General features: G+C 46.3%; 17 protein-coding genes. 14 read left to right on the forward strand and 3 right to left on the reverse strand.

Annotated elements, in window-relative coordinates:
• Positions 1 to 124 precede the first annotated feature (124 nt).
• The 13 genes from BZ167_RS12745 (at position 125) to BZ167_RS12805 (ending at position 13531) form a co-directional block, all read left to right on the forward strand.
• Positions 125 to 1894, forward strand: coding sequence for an ABC transporter ATP-binding protein (locus tag BZ167_RS12745; protein WP_012118541.1), 1770 nt, complete (start codon positions 125 to 127; stop codon positions 1892 to 1894).
• An 88-nt stretch (positions 1895 to 1982) separates the two neighbouring features.
• The gene (locus BZ167_RS12750) at positions 1983 to 2600 is read left to right on the forward strand and encodes a hypothetical protein (protein ID WP_061861495.1); all 618 of its coding nucleotides are present in this window, start codon (positions 1983 to 1985) and stop codon (positions 2598 to 2600) included.
• A gap of 36 nt (positions 2601 to 2636) precedes the next feature.
• On the forward strand, positions 2637 to 3314 hold the full coding sequence (locus BZ167_RS12755) for a response regulator transcription factor (protein ID WP_061860910.1): 678 nt from the start codon (positions 2637 to 2639) through the stop codon (positions 3312 to 3314).
• A complete protein-coding gene (locus BZ167_RS12760) occupies positions 3311 to 4372 on the forward strand; it encodes a sensor histidine kinase (RefSeq protein WP_061860909.1) in 1062 nt (353 codons plus the stop codon). The genes BZ167_RS12755 and BZ167_RS12760 overlap by 4 nt, the downstream gene beginning before the upstream one ends.
• 115 nt (positions 4373 to 4487) lie before the next feature.
• On the forward strand, positions 4488 to 5942 hold the full coding sequence (locus BZ167_RS12765; protein ID WP_064108179.1) for a tetratricopeptide repeat protein: 1455 nt from the start codon (positions 4488 to 4490) through the stop codon (positions 5940 to 5942).
• A gap of 395 nt (positions 5943 to 6337) precedes the next feature.
• Entirely contained in the window at positions 6338 to 7741 is a 1404-nt protein-coding gene (locus BZ167_RS12770; RefSeq protein WP_061860907.1) for a peptidoglycan DL-endopeptidase CwlO, read from the forward strand.
• Between the two features lie 206 nt (positions 7742 to 7947).
• Entirely contained in the window at positions 7948 to 8898 is a 951-nt protein-coding gene (trxB, locus tag BZ167_RS12775) for a thioredoxin-disulfide reductase (protein WP_007407423.1), read from the forward strand.
• A gap of 273 nt (positions 8899 to 9171) precedes the next feature.
• Positions 9172 to 9639 carry an 8-oxo-dGTP diphosphatase gene (locus BZ167_RS12780; protein ID WP_003151491.1) on the forward strand — a complete coding sequence of 156 codons (468 nt, stop codon included), beginning with the start codon at positions 9172 to 9174 and terminating at the stop codon, positions 9637 to 9639.
• Positions 9640 to 9664: 25 nt separating this feature from the next.
• Entirely contained in the window at positions 9665 to 10552 is an 888-nt protein-coding gene (gene rapZ, locus BZ167_RS12785; protein WP_012118535.1) for an RNase adapter RapZ, read from the forward strand.
• Positions 10549 to 11502, forward strand: a complete 954-nt coding sequence (locus BZ167_RS12790) for a gluconeogenesis factor YvcK family protein (RefSeq protein ID WP_064108177.1) — start codon at positions 10549 to 10551, stop codon at positions 11500 to 11502. The genes rapZ and BZ167_RS12790 overlap by 4 nt, the downstream gene beginning before the upstream one ends.
• Positions 11503 to 11528: 26 nt before the next feature.
• On the forward strand, positions 11529 to 12479 hold the full coding sequence (whiA, locus tag BZ167_RS12795) for a DNA-binding protein WhiA (protein WP_033575191.1): 951 nt from the start codon (positions 11529 to 11531) through the stop codon (positions 12477 to 12479).
• 23 nt (positions 12480 to 12502) lie between these two features.
• Complete coding sequence (locus BZ167_RS12800) at positions 12503 to 12760, forward strand: HPr family phosphocarrier protein (protein ID WP_012118534.1); 258 nt, start codon at positions 12503 to 12505, stop codon at positions 12758 to 12760.
• 24 nt (positions 12761 to 12784) lie between these two features.
• Positions 12785 to 13531, forward strand: coding sequence for an arylamine N-acetyltransferase family protein (locus BZ167_RS12805; RefSeq protein WP_007407420.1), 747 nt, complete (start codon positions 12785 to 12787; stop codon positions 13529 to 13531).
• Between the two features lie 80 nt (positions 13532 to 13611).
• Here the strand turns inward: BZ167_RS12805 and BZ167_RS12810 are convergent.
• The 3 genes from BZ167_RS12810 to BZ167_RS12820 form a co-directional block, all read right to left on the reverse strand.
• Positions 13612 to 14762, reverse strand: a protein-coding gene (locus BZ167_RS12810) for an IS3 family transposase (protein ID WP_148660071.1) whose coding sequence is annotated in 2 segments (ribosomal slippage) — positions 13612 to 14489 and positions 14489 to 14762 — 1152 coding nt in all. Because the reading frame shifts where the segments join, the coding sequence is not laid out codon by codon here.
• Between the two features lie 120 nt (positions 14763 to 14882).
• A complete protein-coding gene (locus BZ167_RS12815; RefSeq protein WP_223204413.1) occupies positions 14883 to 15272 on the reverse strand; it encodes a ribonuclease in 390 nt (129 codons plus the stop codon).
• A 204-nt stretch (positions 15273 to 15476) separates the two neighbouring features.
• Positions 15477 to 16391, reverse strand: coding sequence for a 2-hydroxyacid dehydrogenase (locus tag BZ167_RS12820; protein ID WP_229024480.1), 915 nt, complete (start codon positions 16389 to 16391; stop codon positions 15477 to 15479).
• A gap of 451 nt (positions 16392 to 16842) precedes the next feature.
• On the opposite strand from BZ167_RS12820, the gene BZ167_RS12830 reads away from it, so the two are divergent.
• Positions 16843 to 17424: a beta-class carbonic anhydrase gene (locus BZ167_RS12830; protein WP_003151503.1), complete on the forward strand. Its 582-nt coding sequence runs from the start codon at positions 16843 to 16845 to the stop codon at positions 17422 to 17424.

Here is a 17424-nt window from a genome sequence, read left to right on the forward strand (position 1 = left end):
CAGATGAATTTGATAATATTGACTAATAGAGTTTATTTTGGTTTTTATTAAAAATATACGTTTTGTTCATATTCCGTTCATGCACATCCGTTATAGTATAAACAGTGATATAGGAGGAAAACATATGCCGAATAAACAACCAAAACCTAAAGGGAAATTCAGCTCATTCTTTTCATTAGTCAAAAAAACAAAACCATCATACGGTATGCTGGCCTTCGCGCTGTCTCTCAGTATTGTGACAACGCTCGTCAGCCTGCTGATTCCGCTGTTGACAAAGCAGCTCGTTGACGGCTTTTCCATGTCGTCGCTGTCAGGCGTGCAAATCGGAATCATCGCAGCCGTGTTTATCGTACAGGCCGCATTAAGCGCCTACGCCACCTACGCCCTGAACTACAGCGGCCAGAAAATCATCTCGGGACTGCGTGATTTGTTGTGGCAGAAATTAATTAAACTGCCCGTCTCTTATTTTGACAAAAACGCCACGGGAGAAACGATCAGCCGTGTCACCAATGACACAATGGTGGTAAAAGAGCTGATCACAAACAATATCAGCGGATTTATTACCGGAATCATTTCCGTTATCGGGTCACTGACGATCTTATTTTTCATGAACTGGAAGCTCACATTGCTTGTGCTGATCGTCGTGCCGCTGGCTGCGGTGATTTTAGTGCCGATCGGCCGGAAAATGTTTAAAATTTCTCGGGAAACACAGGATGAAACGGCGAGATTCACCGGATTATTAAACCACATCCTCCCGGAAATCAGGCTTGTAAAAGCGTCAAACGCTGAAGAAGCGGAATACGGACGCGGAAAAGCAGGCATCATGGCACTCTTTAAACTCGGGCTGCGTGAGGCGAAGGTGCAGTCGCTCGTAGGCCCGCTTATTACACTTGTATTAATGGCGGCGCTGGTCGCTGTCATCGGGTACGGCGGGATGCAGGTGTCATCCGGTGAATTGACAGCCGGCGCACTCGTTGCCTTTATCCTGTATTTGTTTCAGATCATTATGCCGATGGGCCAGATCACTTCATTTTTCACACAGCTTCAAAAATCCGTCGGCGCAACGGAACGGATGATTCATATTCTTGCAGAAAAAGAAGAAGATATCCAAACCGGAAAAGCCATTGAAAACGCGGATCAGCCGATTAAGCTCGAACAAGTCTCATTCGGCTACAAAACAGATCAAACCATCTTAAAAGACATTACGGCTACGATTGAGGCCGGCAAAGTCACCGCGATCGTCGGACCGAGCGGCGGCGGAAAAACAACGTTATTTAAGCTGCTTGAACGATTCTACAATCCGACTGCGGGCAGCATCCTGCTCGGAAATGAACCGATTGATGCGTATTCCCTTGAGTCATGGCGGGAGCATATCGGCTACGTGTCGCAAGAAAGCCCGTTAATGTCAGGCACCATCCGCGACAATATCTGCTACGGATTAAAACGCGAGGTGACTGATGAGGAACTGAGGCAAGCGGCTGACATGGCCTACGCCCTGCAATTTATTGAAGACTTACCGAAGAAATTTGAAACCGAGGTCGGTGAGCGGGGGATTATGCTGTCAGGCGGACAGCGCCAGCGCATCGCCATTGCCAGAGCGCTCCTTCGCAACCCGAGCATTCTGATGCTTGATGAAGCGACATCAAGTCTGGACAGCCAATCTGAAAAATGGGTGCAGCAGGCGCTGGAAGTTCTAATGAAAGGCCGCACCACGATTGTGATTGCCCACCGTTTATCCACGGTTGTGGATGCAGATCAGCTTCTCTTTGTCGAACAGGGTGAAATCACCGGACGGGGCACACACCATGAATTAATGGCATCCCATTCGCTGTACCGCGATTTTGCGGAGCAGCAGCTGAAGCTGAATGCCGACTTAGAAAACAAAGCTGTGTAAAGCAAGACTTTATGAATAAAAAGCAGCTGAAAAAGCTGCTTTTTATTTTGCAGCCGGAATCCTATTCATTGGAAGCGAGGGTTAAATGATGAAAAAACGCACAAAGATTTTTTATTGTCACGCGGCCTTACTGCTCGTATTTATGACTGCCGGGTGTACGGATGGTAACGATGAAGAGCCGAGCCATTCTTCAAGTCCGGCCGGAGAAAGCAGCGGCATCAAAAAGGCTGAAACAGCAACAGCGGCAGAAAAAAAAGAACCCGTAAACAAAGATTCACATCACGTCTCTGCGGACAAAAGCGAACCGGATAACATGTCGGCAGATTATTCTCCTCTGCAAATTGAATATGCCCGCATCTGGCTGCAGCTTGGGGAAAATCAGCAGATAGATGAATTGAACGTTCGCCGCATTCCGGCCGGAGCACTCGTCAATCCTGACGATCATACGAGCGCCCGCTATCCGGAAGATGTTACGCAGTTAGCAGGCTCCCGGTTAGTCGATGGGTCAGTCACTTACAGCAGCAATGGTGACGGCACCATTCAGGTATACAATGTTCCTTTGCGCTGGGAGTCTCGTGAAGATACTGATCAAGGGGTAATGAAAGAAGTGACGGAGGAAATGATCCGCCATACAAAAAAAGTGTCTGTCGATACAGGAGACAATGAAAAAATAAGACGGTTAATAGACATCATGTCGATTCATTAAAAGAAGACAGGCAAAAAAGCAGAAGGAGGGATTTTCATGGCTGTCATATTGGTTGCGGATGATGACTGCCATATCCGTGAGCTTGTCCGCCTTATGATGGAGCAGAGCGGTTTTGACGTCGCAGAAGCGGAAGACGGGGAAGCGGCGGTGCGGCTGATCGAATCAGCACCTATAGATCTCATCATACTGGATGTGATGATGCCGAAAATGGACGGGTTTGAAGTCAGTGAAGCCGTCCGCAGCTTTACGGACATTCCGATTTTGATGCTGACGGCAAAAGGCGAAACGCTGGACAAAGTGCAAGGTTTTACTTCCGGAGCGGATGATTATCTCGTCAAACCGTTTGAGCCGCTTGAGCTGGAAGCAAGGGTCAAAGCATTGCTGAAACGGTACCGGATCACCGCTGAAAAACTGCTGACCATCGGAACGGTCACATTAGATAAGCAATCCCGCACCGTAACGCGCGGCGGCGGAGCGGGATTGACATTGCCCCGGCGTGAATTTGAGCTTTTATTTAAGCTCGCCGGTTATCCGAATAAGACGTTTTCAAGAGAACAATTAATAGAAGATATTTGGGGCTTTGATTATGAAGGTGACGAGCGGACCGTTGATGTGCATATTAAAAGGCTGAGAGAACGGTTTCCGGAAAAAGACTATCCGTTTGCCATCCATACGGTGCGGGGGCTCGGGTATCGGTTTGTGGTGACAGGATGAAACGGATCTTCAGAACGGCTGGAAAAATCATCATCCTTCTCACCGTCACCGCATTCTTATGGCTGGCGGCTCACCTGATTGTTCAGGGATTCGGTCTCATATGGCCGATTTTACTTGTGCCGTACGCCGAGCAGATTCTGACGCTTTGGCTTGTTTTCGGCCTGCTGTTCGTAACGATGTTTATTTTTTCAAAGTCAGCACGTGAAAGACATCATGCGATCTGGGATTCGCTGACCGCCACGATCAAGCAAATGTCGAGCGGCAACTTCACAGCGGCCGCTTCCCAGAAAATGGAGAAGATTGAGCGGAACCATCCCGTGACGAAATTGGCTGATGAACTGTCGACACTCGCCGCGGAACTGAGTGAAATGGAAAAACTGAAACAAGAATTTATTTCGAACGTTTCCCATGAAATCCAAACCCCGCTCACTTCATTAAAGGGCTACGCGCACCTTCTGAAAAAACCGGATTTATCATATGAGGAGCGGGGGCGCTACTTACACATCATCGAAACAGAAACAGAACGATTATCAAAAATCAGTGAAAATCTGCTGAAGCTCACTGCGCTCGAACGCCAAACCGAACCGATACAAAAAAAACCGTTCCGCATTGACAAACAGCTGCGGCGCACCATATTGACCTGTGAGCCTGAGTGGTCCGCCAAACAGATTGAGTTTCTCATTGATTTACAGGAGTCGTATGTGTACGGAGATGAAGCGCTGCTCAGCCAAGTATGGATGAATCTGATTCACAATGCCGTAAAATTTACCGGTGAAGGCGGCCGCATTTCCGTTAAAATTGCAGATCTGCCGGGAGCGGCGGCTGTCGAAATCGCCGACGACGGAATCGGAATGGAGCCTGAACAGGCGGAGCGTGTATTTGAACGGTTTTATAAAGCGGACAAGGCGAGAAACGAAGGAGGAAGCGGGCTCGGTCTGTCCATCGCCCAAAAAATCGCCGAGCTGCACGGGGGTTCGATAGAGGTTGAGAGCAAGCGCGGCGAAGGAACCCTTTTCCGCGTCATTCTTCCAGCCGAGCCTCGTGAAAAAAACAGCTAAAATCTGGTCGAACCAGCCAGTAAAAAACGAAGCCGATCCTGTCTTTTGAACTATTGAGGTGAAACCGTTTTATGGTATACTACTGACGGTAATACGTATAAAACGGAGGATATTTGTGGGAAAACACACTTCTGAACAGAAAAAGCACGCGCAAATTGTCCAGCTGCTTCAGGATGGACAATATTTTTTTCATAAAGGCTTAAAAGCATATAAAGAGCGGAATTTAAAGCGGGCCAGCAAACTGATTCAGCGGGCCGTCCACCTCGAGCCGAATGATTCCGAAATGCTGTCCCGGCTGGCCGTCATTTATTCTGAAATGGGCCACTACCAGCAGTCAAATGAGCTGTTCGACTTTATTTTGGTGAACCTGAAAGAAGAAATGCCCGAGTGTCATTACTTTAAAGCGAATAATTTCGCGCATTTGGGACTCTTTCAGGAAGCATACAAAGAAGCAGCGGCTTATTCAGATGCCGATCCGGACGGTGAATTCAGCGAAGAAATTGAAAGTCTGATGGAGCTATTGGATTTCGGCGAAGCGGGTGAAAACGAATCGCTCTATGACCAGGATGAACTGCTGATCAGGCAGGATCGGGCAAAAACGCTTCTTGAGAGCGGCCAGCTTCATGAAGCGGTTGTCATGCTTGAAGAGATTACGGCCGATTACCCCGAGCTTTGGTCTGCATACAACAACCTGGCGCTCGCTTACTTTTACTCAGGCAATGTCACAAAAGCGAAACAAACGGTATTCGAAGTGCTTGAGAAAAATGAAGGCAATCTCCATGCCCTGTGCAACCTCCTTGTATTCTGCTATTACGAGAGGGAAGATGAAAAAGTCGGAGAATTGAGCGGAAAACTCGCCAATGTGTATCCGATTTTATTCGAACAGCGCTATAAGCTGGGGGCGACGCTTGCGCTTGTCGGCAGACATGATCTCGGTTATAAATGGCTCCATTCTCTTTACAAAAGCGGATTCGAAGGCGACGAAACGTTTTATTACTGGCTGGCCGCCTCAGCCTACGGGACAGGCCGCACAGAATTTGCGGAAACCATTTGGAAAAAGGCCGAAGCCGAATTTCCCGAATCAGACCGGCCCGCGCCTTGGGCGGAGCGGCAGGAACCGCTGCCTGCTTCACTTGAACAGCGGCTTGCCGCCTATTATATCAGCAGCGCTGAAGGAGAGCGGAACCAGCTTGAAAAAGTTCTGACGGCAAAACGTGCCGTTTCACCGTTTGAACAAGATTTCGTCAAACTGCTGCTTTCCGGTGAAAAAGGCGCTTCAGGCGTCTCCGGTGATGCGCTGTTCACGTATCGGACGGTCAAGCTGCTGGAGAAAGCGGAAGCCGACAGTTTAAAAACTGACGTCATGAGCTGCTGGGTTTTTCACGTCATTCAGCACATCCGCGCCGCCGCTGCCGTACAGAATGAGCGGGCATGGGCCGCAGCCATCGCATATGTATGGAAAGAAGCGAACGGCGAAAAAACGACGAAAAAAGAAACGGCCGCCGTTTACGGTATAACGCCGGCAACACTTTCGAAATACATCAGACAAATAGACGATATATTAGAATAAAACCGATTCTTTCTATATAAAGAGTCGGTTCTTTTTTTATCAGAAAGGGGCAAAACAGAACTTTACCGCCGAATAAAGAGGTATTCATACGTATTTTTTTGCTTTTCGAATCGAAATCAGGCCGTAATCACCGTTTATTTTGCAAAATATGAGATTTGCAATCACATTGAAATATAACTGTAATAAAAATTGTCGAAACATGATGGTATAATGAGTCTCGTACATAAGAGATTAGTTTATTTTACATGTGCTGTATAATCTATACCAATTTAAAAGATTTAAAGATTCATACATAAAAATCATCAGCCTCACGGGTATGTGAGGAGCGTAACTTTGATGTTCATAATAGAATTCCAAATGAGAACAGGTTTAAAGTAAAAGGGAGGAAAGAAAAAGTGAAAAAGAGTTTATTAACACTTGGTTTGGCTTCCGTCATCGGGACAAGCAGTTTTTTGATCCCGTTTACAAAAACTGCATCGGCGGAAACATTAGACAACAAAAAAGCAAAAATCGAAAGCAAGCAATCTGAGGTGGCTTCAAGCCTTGAAGCAAAAGAAAGAGAATTGTCTAAGCTTCAGGACAAGCAGGCTAAGATTGAAAAAGAACTGAAAGACATTAACGCTAAAGCGTTGGATACAAGCAATAAAATCGAAGATAAAAAAGCTGAAAACGAAAAAACGAAAAAGCAGATCGCTGATTTGAAAAAAGAAATCAAAGAAACAGAAGCGCGTATTGAAAAACGCAATGAAATCCTGAAAAAACGCGTTCGTTCTTTACAGGAAAACGGCGGTTCTCAAGGATACATAGATGTTCTTTTAGGGGCGACAAGCTTCGGAGACTTCATTTCCCGTGCGACTGCGGTATCTTCTATCGTTGATGCGGATAAAGAGCTGATCAAACAGCAGGAGCAGGATAAAGCGAAACTCGAAGACGCAGAAGCTGAACTTAACGTGAAGCTGAAAAAAGTTCAAGATGATCTTGCGAAACTCGAGTCTATGCAAAAAGACCTGAACAAACAGCTTGATCAGAAAGACAAGCTTTTCGACGAAGCGAAAAACGGTCAGAAAAAAGCGGCTTCCGCTATCTCTGATCTGAAAAAAGAAGCATCAAAGCTTGCAAACGAAAAAGCTGACACTGAAAAAGAACAGAAGCGCATTAAAGCTGAGCAGGCTGCAGCGGCTGCCCTGATCAAAAAACAGGAAGAAGCGCAAAAAGCTTCTGAAGACCAAAACCAAAAAGATGACAGCCAGCCGGCACCGGCGGTTAAAACTGTGAAAAAAGCGGCTGTTTCAACATCATCTGACAGCTCAAGCAAACCGAAGAGCACTTCAGGCGGATCATCTCATAACAGCAGCGGTTCAGATGATTCTGACGGCGGATCTGTTATTTCAAATTCAGGCGGTATTGAAGGCGCGATCAGCGTAGGATCAAGCCTTGTGGGTCAATCCCCGTACAAATTCGGCGGCGGACGCACTCAATCTGATATTAACAACCGTATTTTTGACTGCTCTTCATTCGTACGCTGGGCTTATGCTAACGCAGGCGTTAACCTTGGACCTGCAAGCGGCACAAACACAGATACATTAATCGGAAGAGGTAAAGCAGTAAGCGCGTCTGACATGAAACGCGGAGACTTAGTATTCTTCAATACGTATAAAACAAACGGCCACGTCGGCATCTACTTAGGTAACGGAACGTTCCTGAACGATAATACATCACACGGTGTATCCATTGATTCTATGAGCAACCCTTACTGGAAGAAAGCATTCAACGGCAATGTAAGACGTGTCGTGCAATAATGAATAAGACAAGGGCCTTCTATCCCGGAAGGCTCTTTCTTTATTTGTATACCCGCTCAGGAGCTGCCTAATCACGGTTTCTTAGAAAAATGAGCAAAAAAATAGCGAATTGCCCTCAGATTTAATAGGATATGGGTAAGGAATACGATTGATGGGGATTCTTATCCATATAGGGTGCGCCCCATTTCGAAAAGGAGTGAATCATGGTGTCAGAAGAAAAAATTTATGATGTGATCATTATCGGCGCGGGTCCGGCGGGGATGACCGCTGCTGTTTACACATCACGAGCGAACTTATCCACATTAATGATCGAAAGAGGAATTCCGGGCGGCCAGATGGCCAACACGGAGGATGTTGAAAACTATCCTGGTTTTGAAAGCATTCTCGGCCCTGAACTTTCTAATAAAATGTTTGAACATGCGAAAAAATTCGGTGCGGAATATGCGTACGGCGATATTAAAGAAATCGTTGACGGCAAAGAATATAAAACGGTCAAAGCCGGTTCAAAAGAATATAAAGCGCGCGCCATCGTCATTTCTGCCGGAGCGGAATACAAAAAGATCGGTGTTCCCGGCGAAAAAGAACTGGGCGGCCGCGGCGTATCGTACTGCGCGGTTTGTGACGGCGCGTTCTTTAAAAATAAAGAGCTTGTCGTTGTCGGCGGCGGAGACTCCGCCGTTGAAGAAGGCGTCTATCTGACACGCTTCGCTTCAAAAGTCACCATCGTTCACAGACGTGACAAATTGCGTGCGCAAAGCATTCTTCAGGCGCGTGCCTTTGACAATGAGAAAATTGACTTCAAATGGAACAAAACCGTAAAAGAAATCCATGAGGAAAACGGAAAAGTCGGCAGACTTACTCTTGTGGATACCGTGACGGGAGAAGAGGAAGAATTCAAAGCTGACGGCGTCTTTATTTATATCGGTATGCTTCCGCTTTCTAAACCGTTCGAAAACTTGGGCATCACAAATGAAGAAGGCTACATTGAAACAAACGCTCAAATGGAAACAAAAGTTCCAGGCATTTTTGCCGCGGGAGACATCCGTGAAAAAACGCTCCGCCAGATCGTAACGGCGACAGGCGACGGAAGTATTGCGGCTCAAAGCGTTCAGCATTATGTGGAAGAGCTTGAGGAAACGCTCAAAACCGTTAAATAATCACTGTAATGTTCAGTTTTTGAATCGTTACTGTGTTTTAATTACGCTGTAACACGGGTGAAATACTGATGTTTTAAGATGAATGTAGTAATTGACCCCCTTTTTAATGAATACACTTTGGCACGGATTCCAGTATCCGTGCCCTTTTTTTGCGATTTTCTGTTTTCTGTCAAATAAAAGAAAAGGATGTCGGTGTCTCTGCATTGTGAGAGACATGCCGAAACGGTATAATGAAGAGACGATGATTTGTTGAGAAGGTTAGGTGACGTACTTGTGCAAAGAGTGACAAATTGTGTGCTGCAGACAGATGATCAGGTTCTCCTTCTCCAAAAGCCGAGACGGGGCTGGTGGGTCGCGCCCGGCGGGAAGATGGAAAGCGGCGAATCCGTCAGAGATTCCGTCATCAGAGAGTACAGAGAAGAGACGGGCATTTATATACTAAATCCGCAGTTAAAAGGCGTGTTTACCTTTATTATTAAGGAACAGGAACAAATCGTGTCAGAGTGGATGATGTTTACTTTCGTCGCCGACTCGTACACGGGGCGAAATGTCGCTGAATCAGAGGAAGGCGTTCTGAAGTGGCATGACGTAAAAGATATCCACAGCCTTCCGATGGCCCCCGGAGACGGGCATATCCTTGATTTTATGATCAAGGGCCAAGGGCTTTTGCACGGCACCTTTACGTATACGCCGGACTTCGAGCTGCTCAGCTATCGTTTAGATCCGCAGCTTATCAAATAAAAGAAAGACCGCAGGGGGGAGAAAGATGAGTATGAATGAAAACCATGATATTCAGCTCGTCATCATTACGGGAATGTCTGGAGCGGGGAAAACCGTCGCCATTCAAAGCTTTGAGGATCTCGGCTATTTTTGCGTCGACAATCTGCCGCCTTCCTTGCTGCCGAAATTTTTGGAGCTGATGAAAGAATCAAGTTCAAAAATGAGCAAGGTCGCGCTTGTCATGGATCTGCGGGGACGTGAATTTTTTGACAGGCTGATTGAGGCGCTGGATGAAATGGCGGAAAATCCGTGGATTACACCGCGCATTCTCTTTTTAGACGCTAAGGATTCCATCCTTGTGACGAGATACAAAGAAACGAGGCGTTCTCACCCGCTGGCCGCTACCGGGCTTCCTCTCGAAGGAATCGCGCTGGAACGCCAGCTGCTTGAAGAATTGAAAGGGCGCTCTCAGCTGATCTATGACACATCGGATATGAAACCGCGTGATCTGCGTGAAAAAATCGTGGCGCATTTCGCCACGAACCAAGGTGAAACATTTACAGTGAACGTAATGTCATTCGGTTTCAAATACGGGCTTCCGATAGATGCCGACCTCGTGTTTGATGTAAGGTTTCTGCCGAATCCGTTCTACATTGAAAGCATGAGGCCGCTTACGGGGAAAGATGAGGAAGTGTCATCCTATGTGATGAAGTGGAACGAAACACAAAAGTTTATTGAAAAGCTTGTTGATCTGCTCGGCTTTATGCTTCCGTCTTATAAGCGGGAAGGTAAAAGCCAGCTTGTCATCGCGATCGGCTGTACGGGCGGCCAGCACCGCTCCGTCACGCTCGCTGAATATTTGGCTGACTATTTTAAAAAAGATTTCTATACTCATGTCACTCACCGGGACATTGAAAAGAGAAGCCGGAAATGAATAAGAAGCCGAAAATCGCAATCTTCGGCGGCGGAACGGGTCTGTCCGTGCTGCTTCGGGGGTTAAAGCATAAGCCCGTTGATATTACGGCGATTGTGACAGTTGCTGATGACGGCGGAAGTTCAGGCCGTCTGCGGGATGAACTTCAAATTCCGCCGCCGGGTGACATCCGTAACGTACTGGCCGCTTTGTCAGATGTTGAGCCGCTCGTTGAAAATCTGTTTCAGCACCGTTTCAACAAAGGAAGCGACTTAACCGGACATTCGCTCGGCAATTTGATTTTGGCAGCGATGACAAATATAACCGGTGATTTTTTTCACGCTGTCACCGAAATGAGCAAGGTGCTGAATGTCCGCGGCAGAGTGCTGCCGGCTGCCAACACCAGTGTCGTTCTTCACGCTGAAATGGAGGACGGGCAGGTCGTATCCGGAGAATCGACAATCCCTTCTTACGGCCAGCAGATTAAACGGGTGTTTCTTACGCCTGAAAAAATTGATCCGCTCCCGGAAACGATTGACGTCATCCGTCAGGCCGATTTAATCATTATCGGTCCGGGAAGCCTGTACACAAGCATTCTTCCGAATCTGCTCGTACCGAAAATCGGAGAGGAAGTCGTCAAGGCTGCGGCCAAAAAAGTATATATATGCAACGTCATGACACAGCCCGGAGAGACGCTGCAATACAGTGCGGCCGACCATGTCAAGGCGCTGAACGATCATATGGAGCAGCCGTTTATCGACACGATCTTAATCAACAATGAGGAGATCCCTGACGAAATCAAAAGCAAATATGCGAAAGAGCTGGCCCGGCCCGTCGACTTCAATGTTGAAAAGCTGAAATCCATGGGGCTTGAGGTCATCAGGGATCAGATTATCACGTATAAAAATGGCGTAATCCGTCACGATACACATAAAGTGGCTTCTCTTCTTGTCGATTTATTAAGGGACTAGAGGCCTTTTGAAATGAGGTGGCTAATATGTCATTTGCATCGGAAACAAAAAAAGAACTGACGAATCTGGAAGTGAAGGACTGCTGCTCCAAGGCGGAGCTGTCCGCGCTGATTCGGATGAACGGTTCCCTGTCATTTTCAAACCGCCATCTCGTGCTTGACGTTCAAACCGAAAATGCGGCGATTGCCCGCCGCATTTATACATTGCTGAAGAAACAATATGATGTATCGGTCGAACTGTTAGTCAGAAAAAAAATGCGGCTGAAAAAAAACAATGTTTATATTGTGCGCTTTTCTGAAAATGCAAAGCTGATTTTAGAGGAATTGAAAATCCTCGGAGAGAACTTTGTATTTGAACGGAATATTTCTGAGGAACTGGTGGCGAAACGCTGCTGCAAACGTTCTTATATGAGAGGGGCGTTTTTGGCGGGGGGATCTGTGAATAATCCCGAAACCTCGTCGTACCACTTGGAAATCTTCTCGCTTTATAAGGAACATAACGATTCATTATGCGCGCTGCTGAATGAATTTCATCTGAACAGCAAAACGCTTGAACGGAAAAAAGGCTATATTACGTATTTAAAAGAGGCGGAAAAAATCACTGAATTTCTGAATGTCATCGGCGCTCACAATTCACTGCTGCGTTTTGAAGATGTGCGGATTGTCAGAGATATGAGAAACTCAGTGAACCGCCTCGTCAATTGTGAAACAGCAAACTTAAACAAAACCATCGGTGCTTCGCTCAGACAGGTGGAAAATATTAAATACATTGATGAACGGATCGGTCTTGAAGCGCTGCCGGAAAAGCTTCGCGAAATTGCGCAGCTGCGGATTGATTATCAGGAGGTCACGCTGAAAGAACTGGGGGAAATGGTTGCAAGCGGGAAAATCAGCAAATCCGGCATCAATCACAGGCTGAGAAAGCTCGATGAAATCGCAGAACAGCTGCGTACAGGACAAAGCATCACTTTGAAATAACCGTACAGAAAAGGGGAGATCTTATGGTTCAGGAGAAAGTGGAAGTGCGTTTAAAGACGGGATTACAGGCGCGCCCCGCTGCATTGTTTGTACAGGAGGCAAATCGTTTTGCATCAGATGTGTTTCTTGAGAAAAACGGCAAGAAAGTGAATGCCAAAAGCATTATGGGATTAATGAGTCTGGCGGTCAGCACGGGGACGGAAGTCACTCTGATCGCTGAAGGCGACGATGAAAAGGAAGCGCTGGAAAAGTTGTCCGCTTATGTGCAGGAAGAAGTGTGAACACTTTGTAAGGGGGACGGAACGATGAATGAGTTTCTGAAAGATTGTTATCAAACGATAGGCTGGGAAAAGGATTCCCTCGATTTCAGCAACCTGCCGGAGTTTTTAAAGGCGCTCGCATATCGGTTTCCGTTTGAAAATCGCGCGGTTTTGTCCAAAAAAGAATATGACGTCACGAAAGAAGGACTGTGGCGGCACATGGTGAAGGAACCTCATGGCGGCCTTTGTTATGACTTGAACGGACTGCTTTATTTCATCCTGAAAGATGCCGGATTTGATGTCAAATTGATCCGCGGAACGGTCTGGAAAAACGGCTGGGCGCTGCCCGGCACACATGCGGCCGTACTTCTTTCCGCCGGGGGGAATGAGTACATCGCTGATGCAGGCTTCGGCCTCAATCTCGCCATGCAGCCTGTGCCGATGTCGGGAGACGAGACGGTATCAGCGGCCGGAGCGTTCCGCGTGAGGATAGAAGAGACGGAATTCGGGACATACCTGCTTGAAATGAACAAAGGGGACGGCTGGCAGACAGGTTACGCATTTTCGCTTGAAGAAATCGATGAAAAGGATCTCAAGTCTATGAAACAAACAATCTTTGAACATGAACGCTCTCCTTTCAACAAACGCCTGCTTGCTTCTAAGCGGACACCGGAAGGGCACATGGTTCTGTCTGAACGCAATATAACAATAAAAAAACACGATGGCACGGCGGAAAACAGCAGAATAGACCGGTCAGAGTTTGAAGAAAAATTTACTGCTCATTTTATATGAAGCTCGCAGGTTCTCTGCAAAAAAAAAACGGCCTCCGCAGGGGACTGACCCCCGTTTTTGAGACAGGGATCAAAACACCTTTAAGCAGCCAGCTGTCGGTATGTGACCGGCGGCTGGTTGTTTAGTTTCGTTTGAATACGAATGTTGTTATAATAGTATATATAGGTTTCGACAGTTTGCTCTACGATGGTCGTCGTAGTGCTTTCCAACCTGTCGAGGTAGAACGTTTCAGACTTTAGTGAGGAATGAAACGATTCGATGGAGGCATTATCAGCGGGTGTCCCTTTACGGGACATGCTCATGGTAATGCCTTTTGTTTTAACAGCTTTCTGATACTCATAAGATGTATAAACAGAACCTTGGTCACTATGTAACACGCAGTTCTCTGGGAGTACGGGCAGCTGATCAAGTGTGTGTAAGACAAAATCTGTGTCCTGTCTATCGCCAATCGTAAAAGCAATCACTTCTCCATTGTATAAATCCAATATACTGGAAAGATACAATTGTTTCTGCCCATAAGGCAAATATGTGATATCCGTTACTAGCTTTTCCAGAGGGCGATCAGACTGAAAGTTCCGATCTAATATATTCTCGGCCACGGCATATGGCTGCCCATTCTTCTTGCGCTTTTTCACCTTAACCCGGCATTGCCACTGGTTTTTCTGCATAATGCGCTGAACCGTTTTATGATTAATACGCATTCCCTTTTTTAATATGGCTGTGATTTTCCGATAGCCATATCGATACTTATGTTCTCGGCACAACGTGCCGATTTGTTTTTCTAAATGGTATTTAGGGTTATCTTTCATCAGATTCTTCTTCCAACGATAATAAGATGCTCGTGAGATACCTAAATGAATACAGATATCCTGTATGGTCATTGTGCCGCGCAATGCTTCTACAAGCTCGACTGGCGTTTCGCTATCAGCTTCCTTTCCAATTCGTTGTACTTTTTTAACACTTCATTCTTTTGTCTCAGATAACGATTTTCTGCCTGCAGTTTCTCTAATTCGGAAGAATACTCTGGACCTTTTCCATAAGAATATTGCTTTCCGACAGGTTGTTCGAATCGATGTGTGTCCCCAGCTTTATACCACCTGACCCATGTCTGCACCTGCGTCTTATTCTTTATATTCAATTCCTGCATGATCTCCTTCACAGGCACGCCCGCCAATCTCATTTCTACAGCCTTCTGTTTGACTTCAACCGGATAACTCACTCTTGCCCTCATAGAAAAACACCTCCAAGTCTAATTTCGGATAACAACGATCCGTTTTCAAACTTGAAGGTGTTTTTTGTTTGTCTCATATTATGGGGTCAGTCCCGCAGGGAAGCCGTTTTTTGTATGTGTTTATCTCATTTTTGTAAAGGTTTTATAATGATCTGTCGTCTTATAAATCAGCCAGTCGCTTGAGTAAAGAATCCGGTCTGAATTTCTGAAGCCTGATGTATAGTTAATATCCGCTTCACGCCACGTCCGTCCGCTTTTGGCAGGGAGTTTGCCTTCCCTGTTTGAGAAGATGTCTCCGCCGATGCTTTTCCCCGGAGCGACGTCTGCAAGATTCCCCTTTGATGCCACCCAGCCGAGGGCCTGCGCTTCTGACTTTGTAATGTAATTATCAGGAAGCTTATGATAAGTCTGAAGATAATCCGCAACCCCGTCAAACGTGTTGATAACCTGTGCTTCAGTGTGCGCCTTGTGAGAAGATGTATCCGTCTTGGCAGCCGTGGAAAACAGCATCCCCGCCGCGGAGAACAGCACCAGCAAACAAACGGAAATCCACGATAATCGTTTTTTCAAAGCAATACCTCCCATTTTTATCATGTGAAGCTGATTCCTTTTCATTGTATCAGCATCGAGAGAAAGGAATAGAAAGAATTTAAAAATAGTCCTTTTGATCTAGCGAAAAATAAACCCCGGCTGAAACGGCCGGGGTTTTTCATCTCATTGAAATTCCTTCGTGAGGTTTTTCGGCGTTTTTCCGTATACGGCGTCTATCATGTTTTGTGCGGCCTGCTTGAACATATTCAAGCGGATTTTTGCCGTTGCTGACCCGATATGCGGAAGCAATGTGACGTTTTCCAGCTGCAGGAGCGGATTGTCTTCGGCGATCGGCTCTTTTTCAAACACATCTAAACCGGCGCCTTTTATCCAGCCCTCCTGCAATGCGCGGATGAGCGCTTTCTCATCAACCGTCTTTCCCCGGGAAATATTGACGAAATATGCCGTATCTTTCATCAATTTAAATTCCCGCTCTCCCATCATATGATACGTTTCGTCAGTAAGCGGCGTAATTAACAGCACAAAGTCTGATGTTTTCAGCAGTGTATCTAATTCGGCATATGTAACCCCGAGTTCCTTCTCAGCGTCCGGTTTTCTGCTGCGGTTATAATACAGCACGTCCATATCGAAGCCGAATTTTGCCCGTTTGGCAGCTTGTTCACCGATTCTGCCCATGCCGATAATTCCTAATGTCTGATGGTGGACATCCATACCGAAAAGAGATTCTTCCTCAACGGTTCCCCATTTGCCGGCGCGGACGAATCGATCCAATTCGGCAACCCGTCTGGCGGAAGACAGGATTAATGAAAAAGCCAGATCAGCGACAGTGTCATCTAAGGTGTACGGCGTATGCGTGCCGACAACCCCGCGTCTTTTCATTTCTTCAATATTAAAATTATCATAGCCGACAGAATTATTGCTGACGACCTTCAGCTTCGGCGCGTGATCCAGTAAATCACTGTCAATCGCCGTTCCGGATGTCAGCAGCCCTTCGGCATCTTTCATTTTTTCGTACAGTTCCTCTTTTGGAATGGTATCTTCTTTCCAGATGTCATACCGGCAATGCTCGCCTATCATTTGTTCGACTTCCGGCGGTATCGGTTTCGCGATGAATACATAGGGTTTCAACGGGCTTCTCCTCCTTTGTCTTTCTTCTCTATTTTATTATATAAGAGAAGCGGTAACGTGAGAAATATTCAAACGCATTACGATAAATTTCTGGTTCTTTTGAACTTAAAATGAAAGAAAAAGAAATGTACATGCTTGATTTCTCCAAACAATAACAGAATCCGCCTATATTTCTGAAGGCAAAATGAGCGGAACCGCTGTTTTCAAAAGCTTTATAGGTTGGTGTAAAGATAAATTTTATTATTTTTGAAAGATATAAATGAACATAATCTGAATTTACAGTCAAATTATCGTGTCTTTTTTTGAAAGCGCTTTTGAGTCCTTTTTCTGTGCTATAATTCCTTACTGTAAGCTGGGTAAGAAGGCTTGCAATACGATCGGATGGGAGATGAATAGAAAAATGGTTTCTTTATCAAGCATTTTGGAGCACAACCAGCAGTTTGTCCAAGAAAGGAAATATGAACCTTACCAAACGACAAAATTCCCGAAAAAAAAGCTTGTCATCGTATCCTGTATGGATACAAGGCTGACGGAGCTTCTGCCGCAGGCGATGGGACTCAGAAACGGCGATGCCAAAATCATAAAAAACGCGGGAGCCATTGTTTCTCACCCATTTGGAAGTGTCATGCGGAGCATTTTGGTTGCCGTTTATGAACTGCAGGCAGAGGAAGTCTGCATCATAGGTCACCGCGAGTGCGGAATGTCGGGATTAAATGCGGCTTCCATATTAAATAAAGCGAAAGAGCGCGGCGTGGAGGACAAATGTCTCAGCCTTCTGCAGCATGCGGGAGTCGATTTGGAAACATGGCTGACCGGCTTTCACAGCGTTGAAGAAAGCGTGGCCCACAGCGTGAATATGGTCAGGCATCATCCGCTCTTGCCTGAAGAGGTGCCGGTGCACGGGCTGGTGATCGATCCGGGGACGGGGACGCTGGATGTAGTCGTTGACGGTTATGAAACAGTCAAAGGAGGATGCAGCTGA

This window comes from Bacillus sp. 275 (assembly GCF_001999205.1).
GTDB lineage: Bacteria > Bacillota > Bacilli > Bacillales > Bacillaceae > Bacillus > Bacillus velezensis.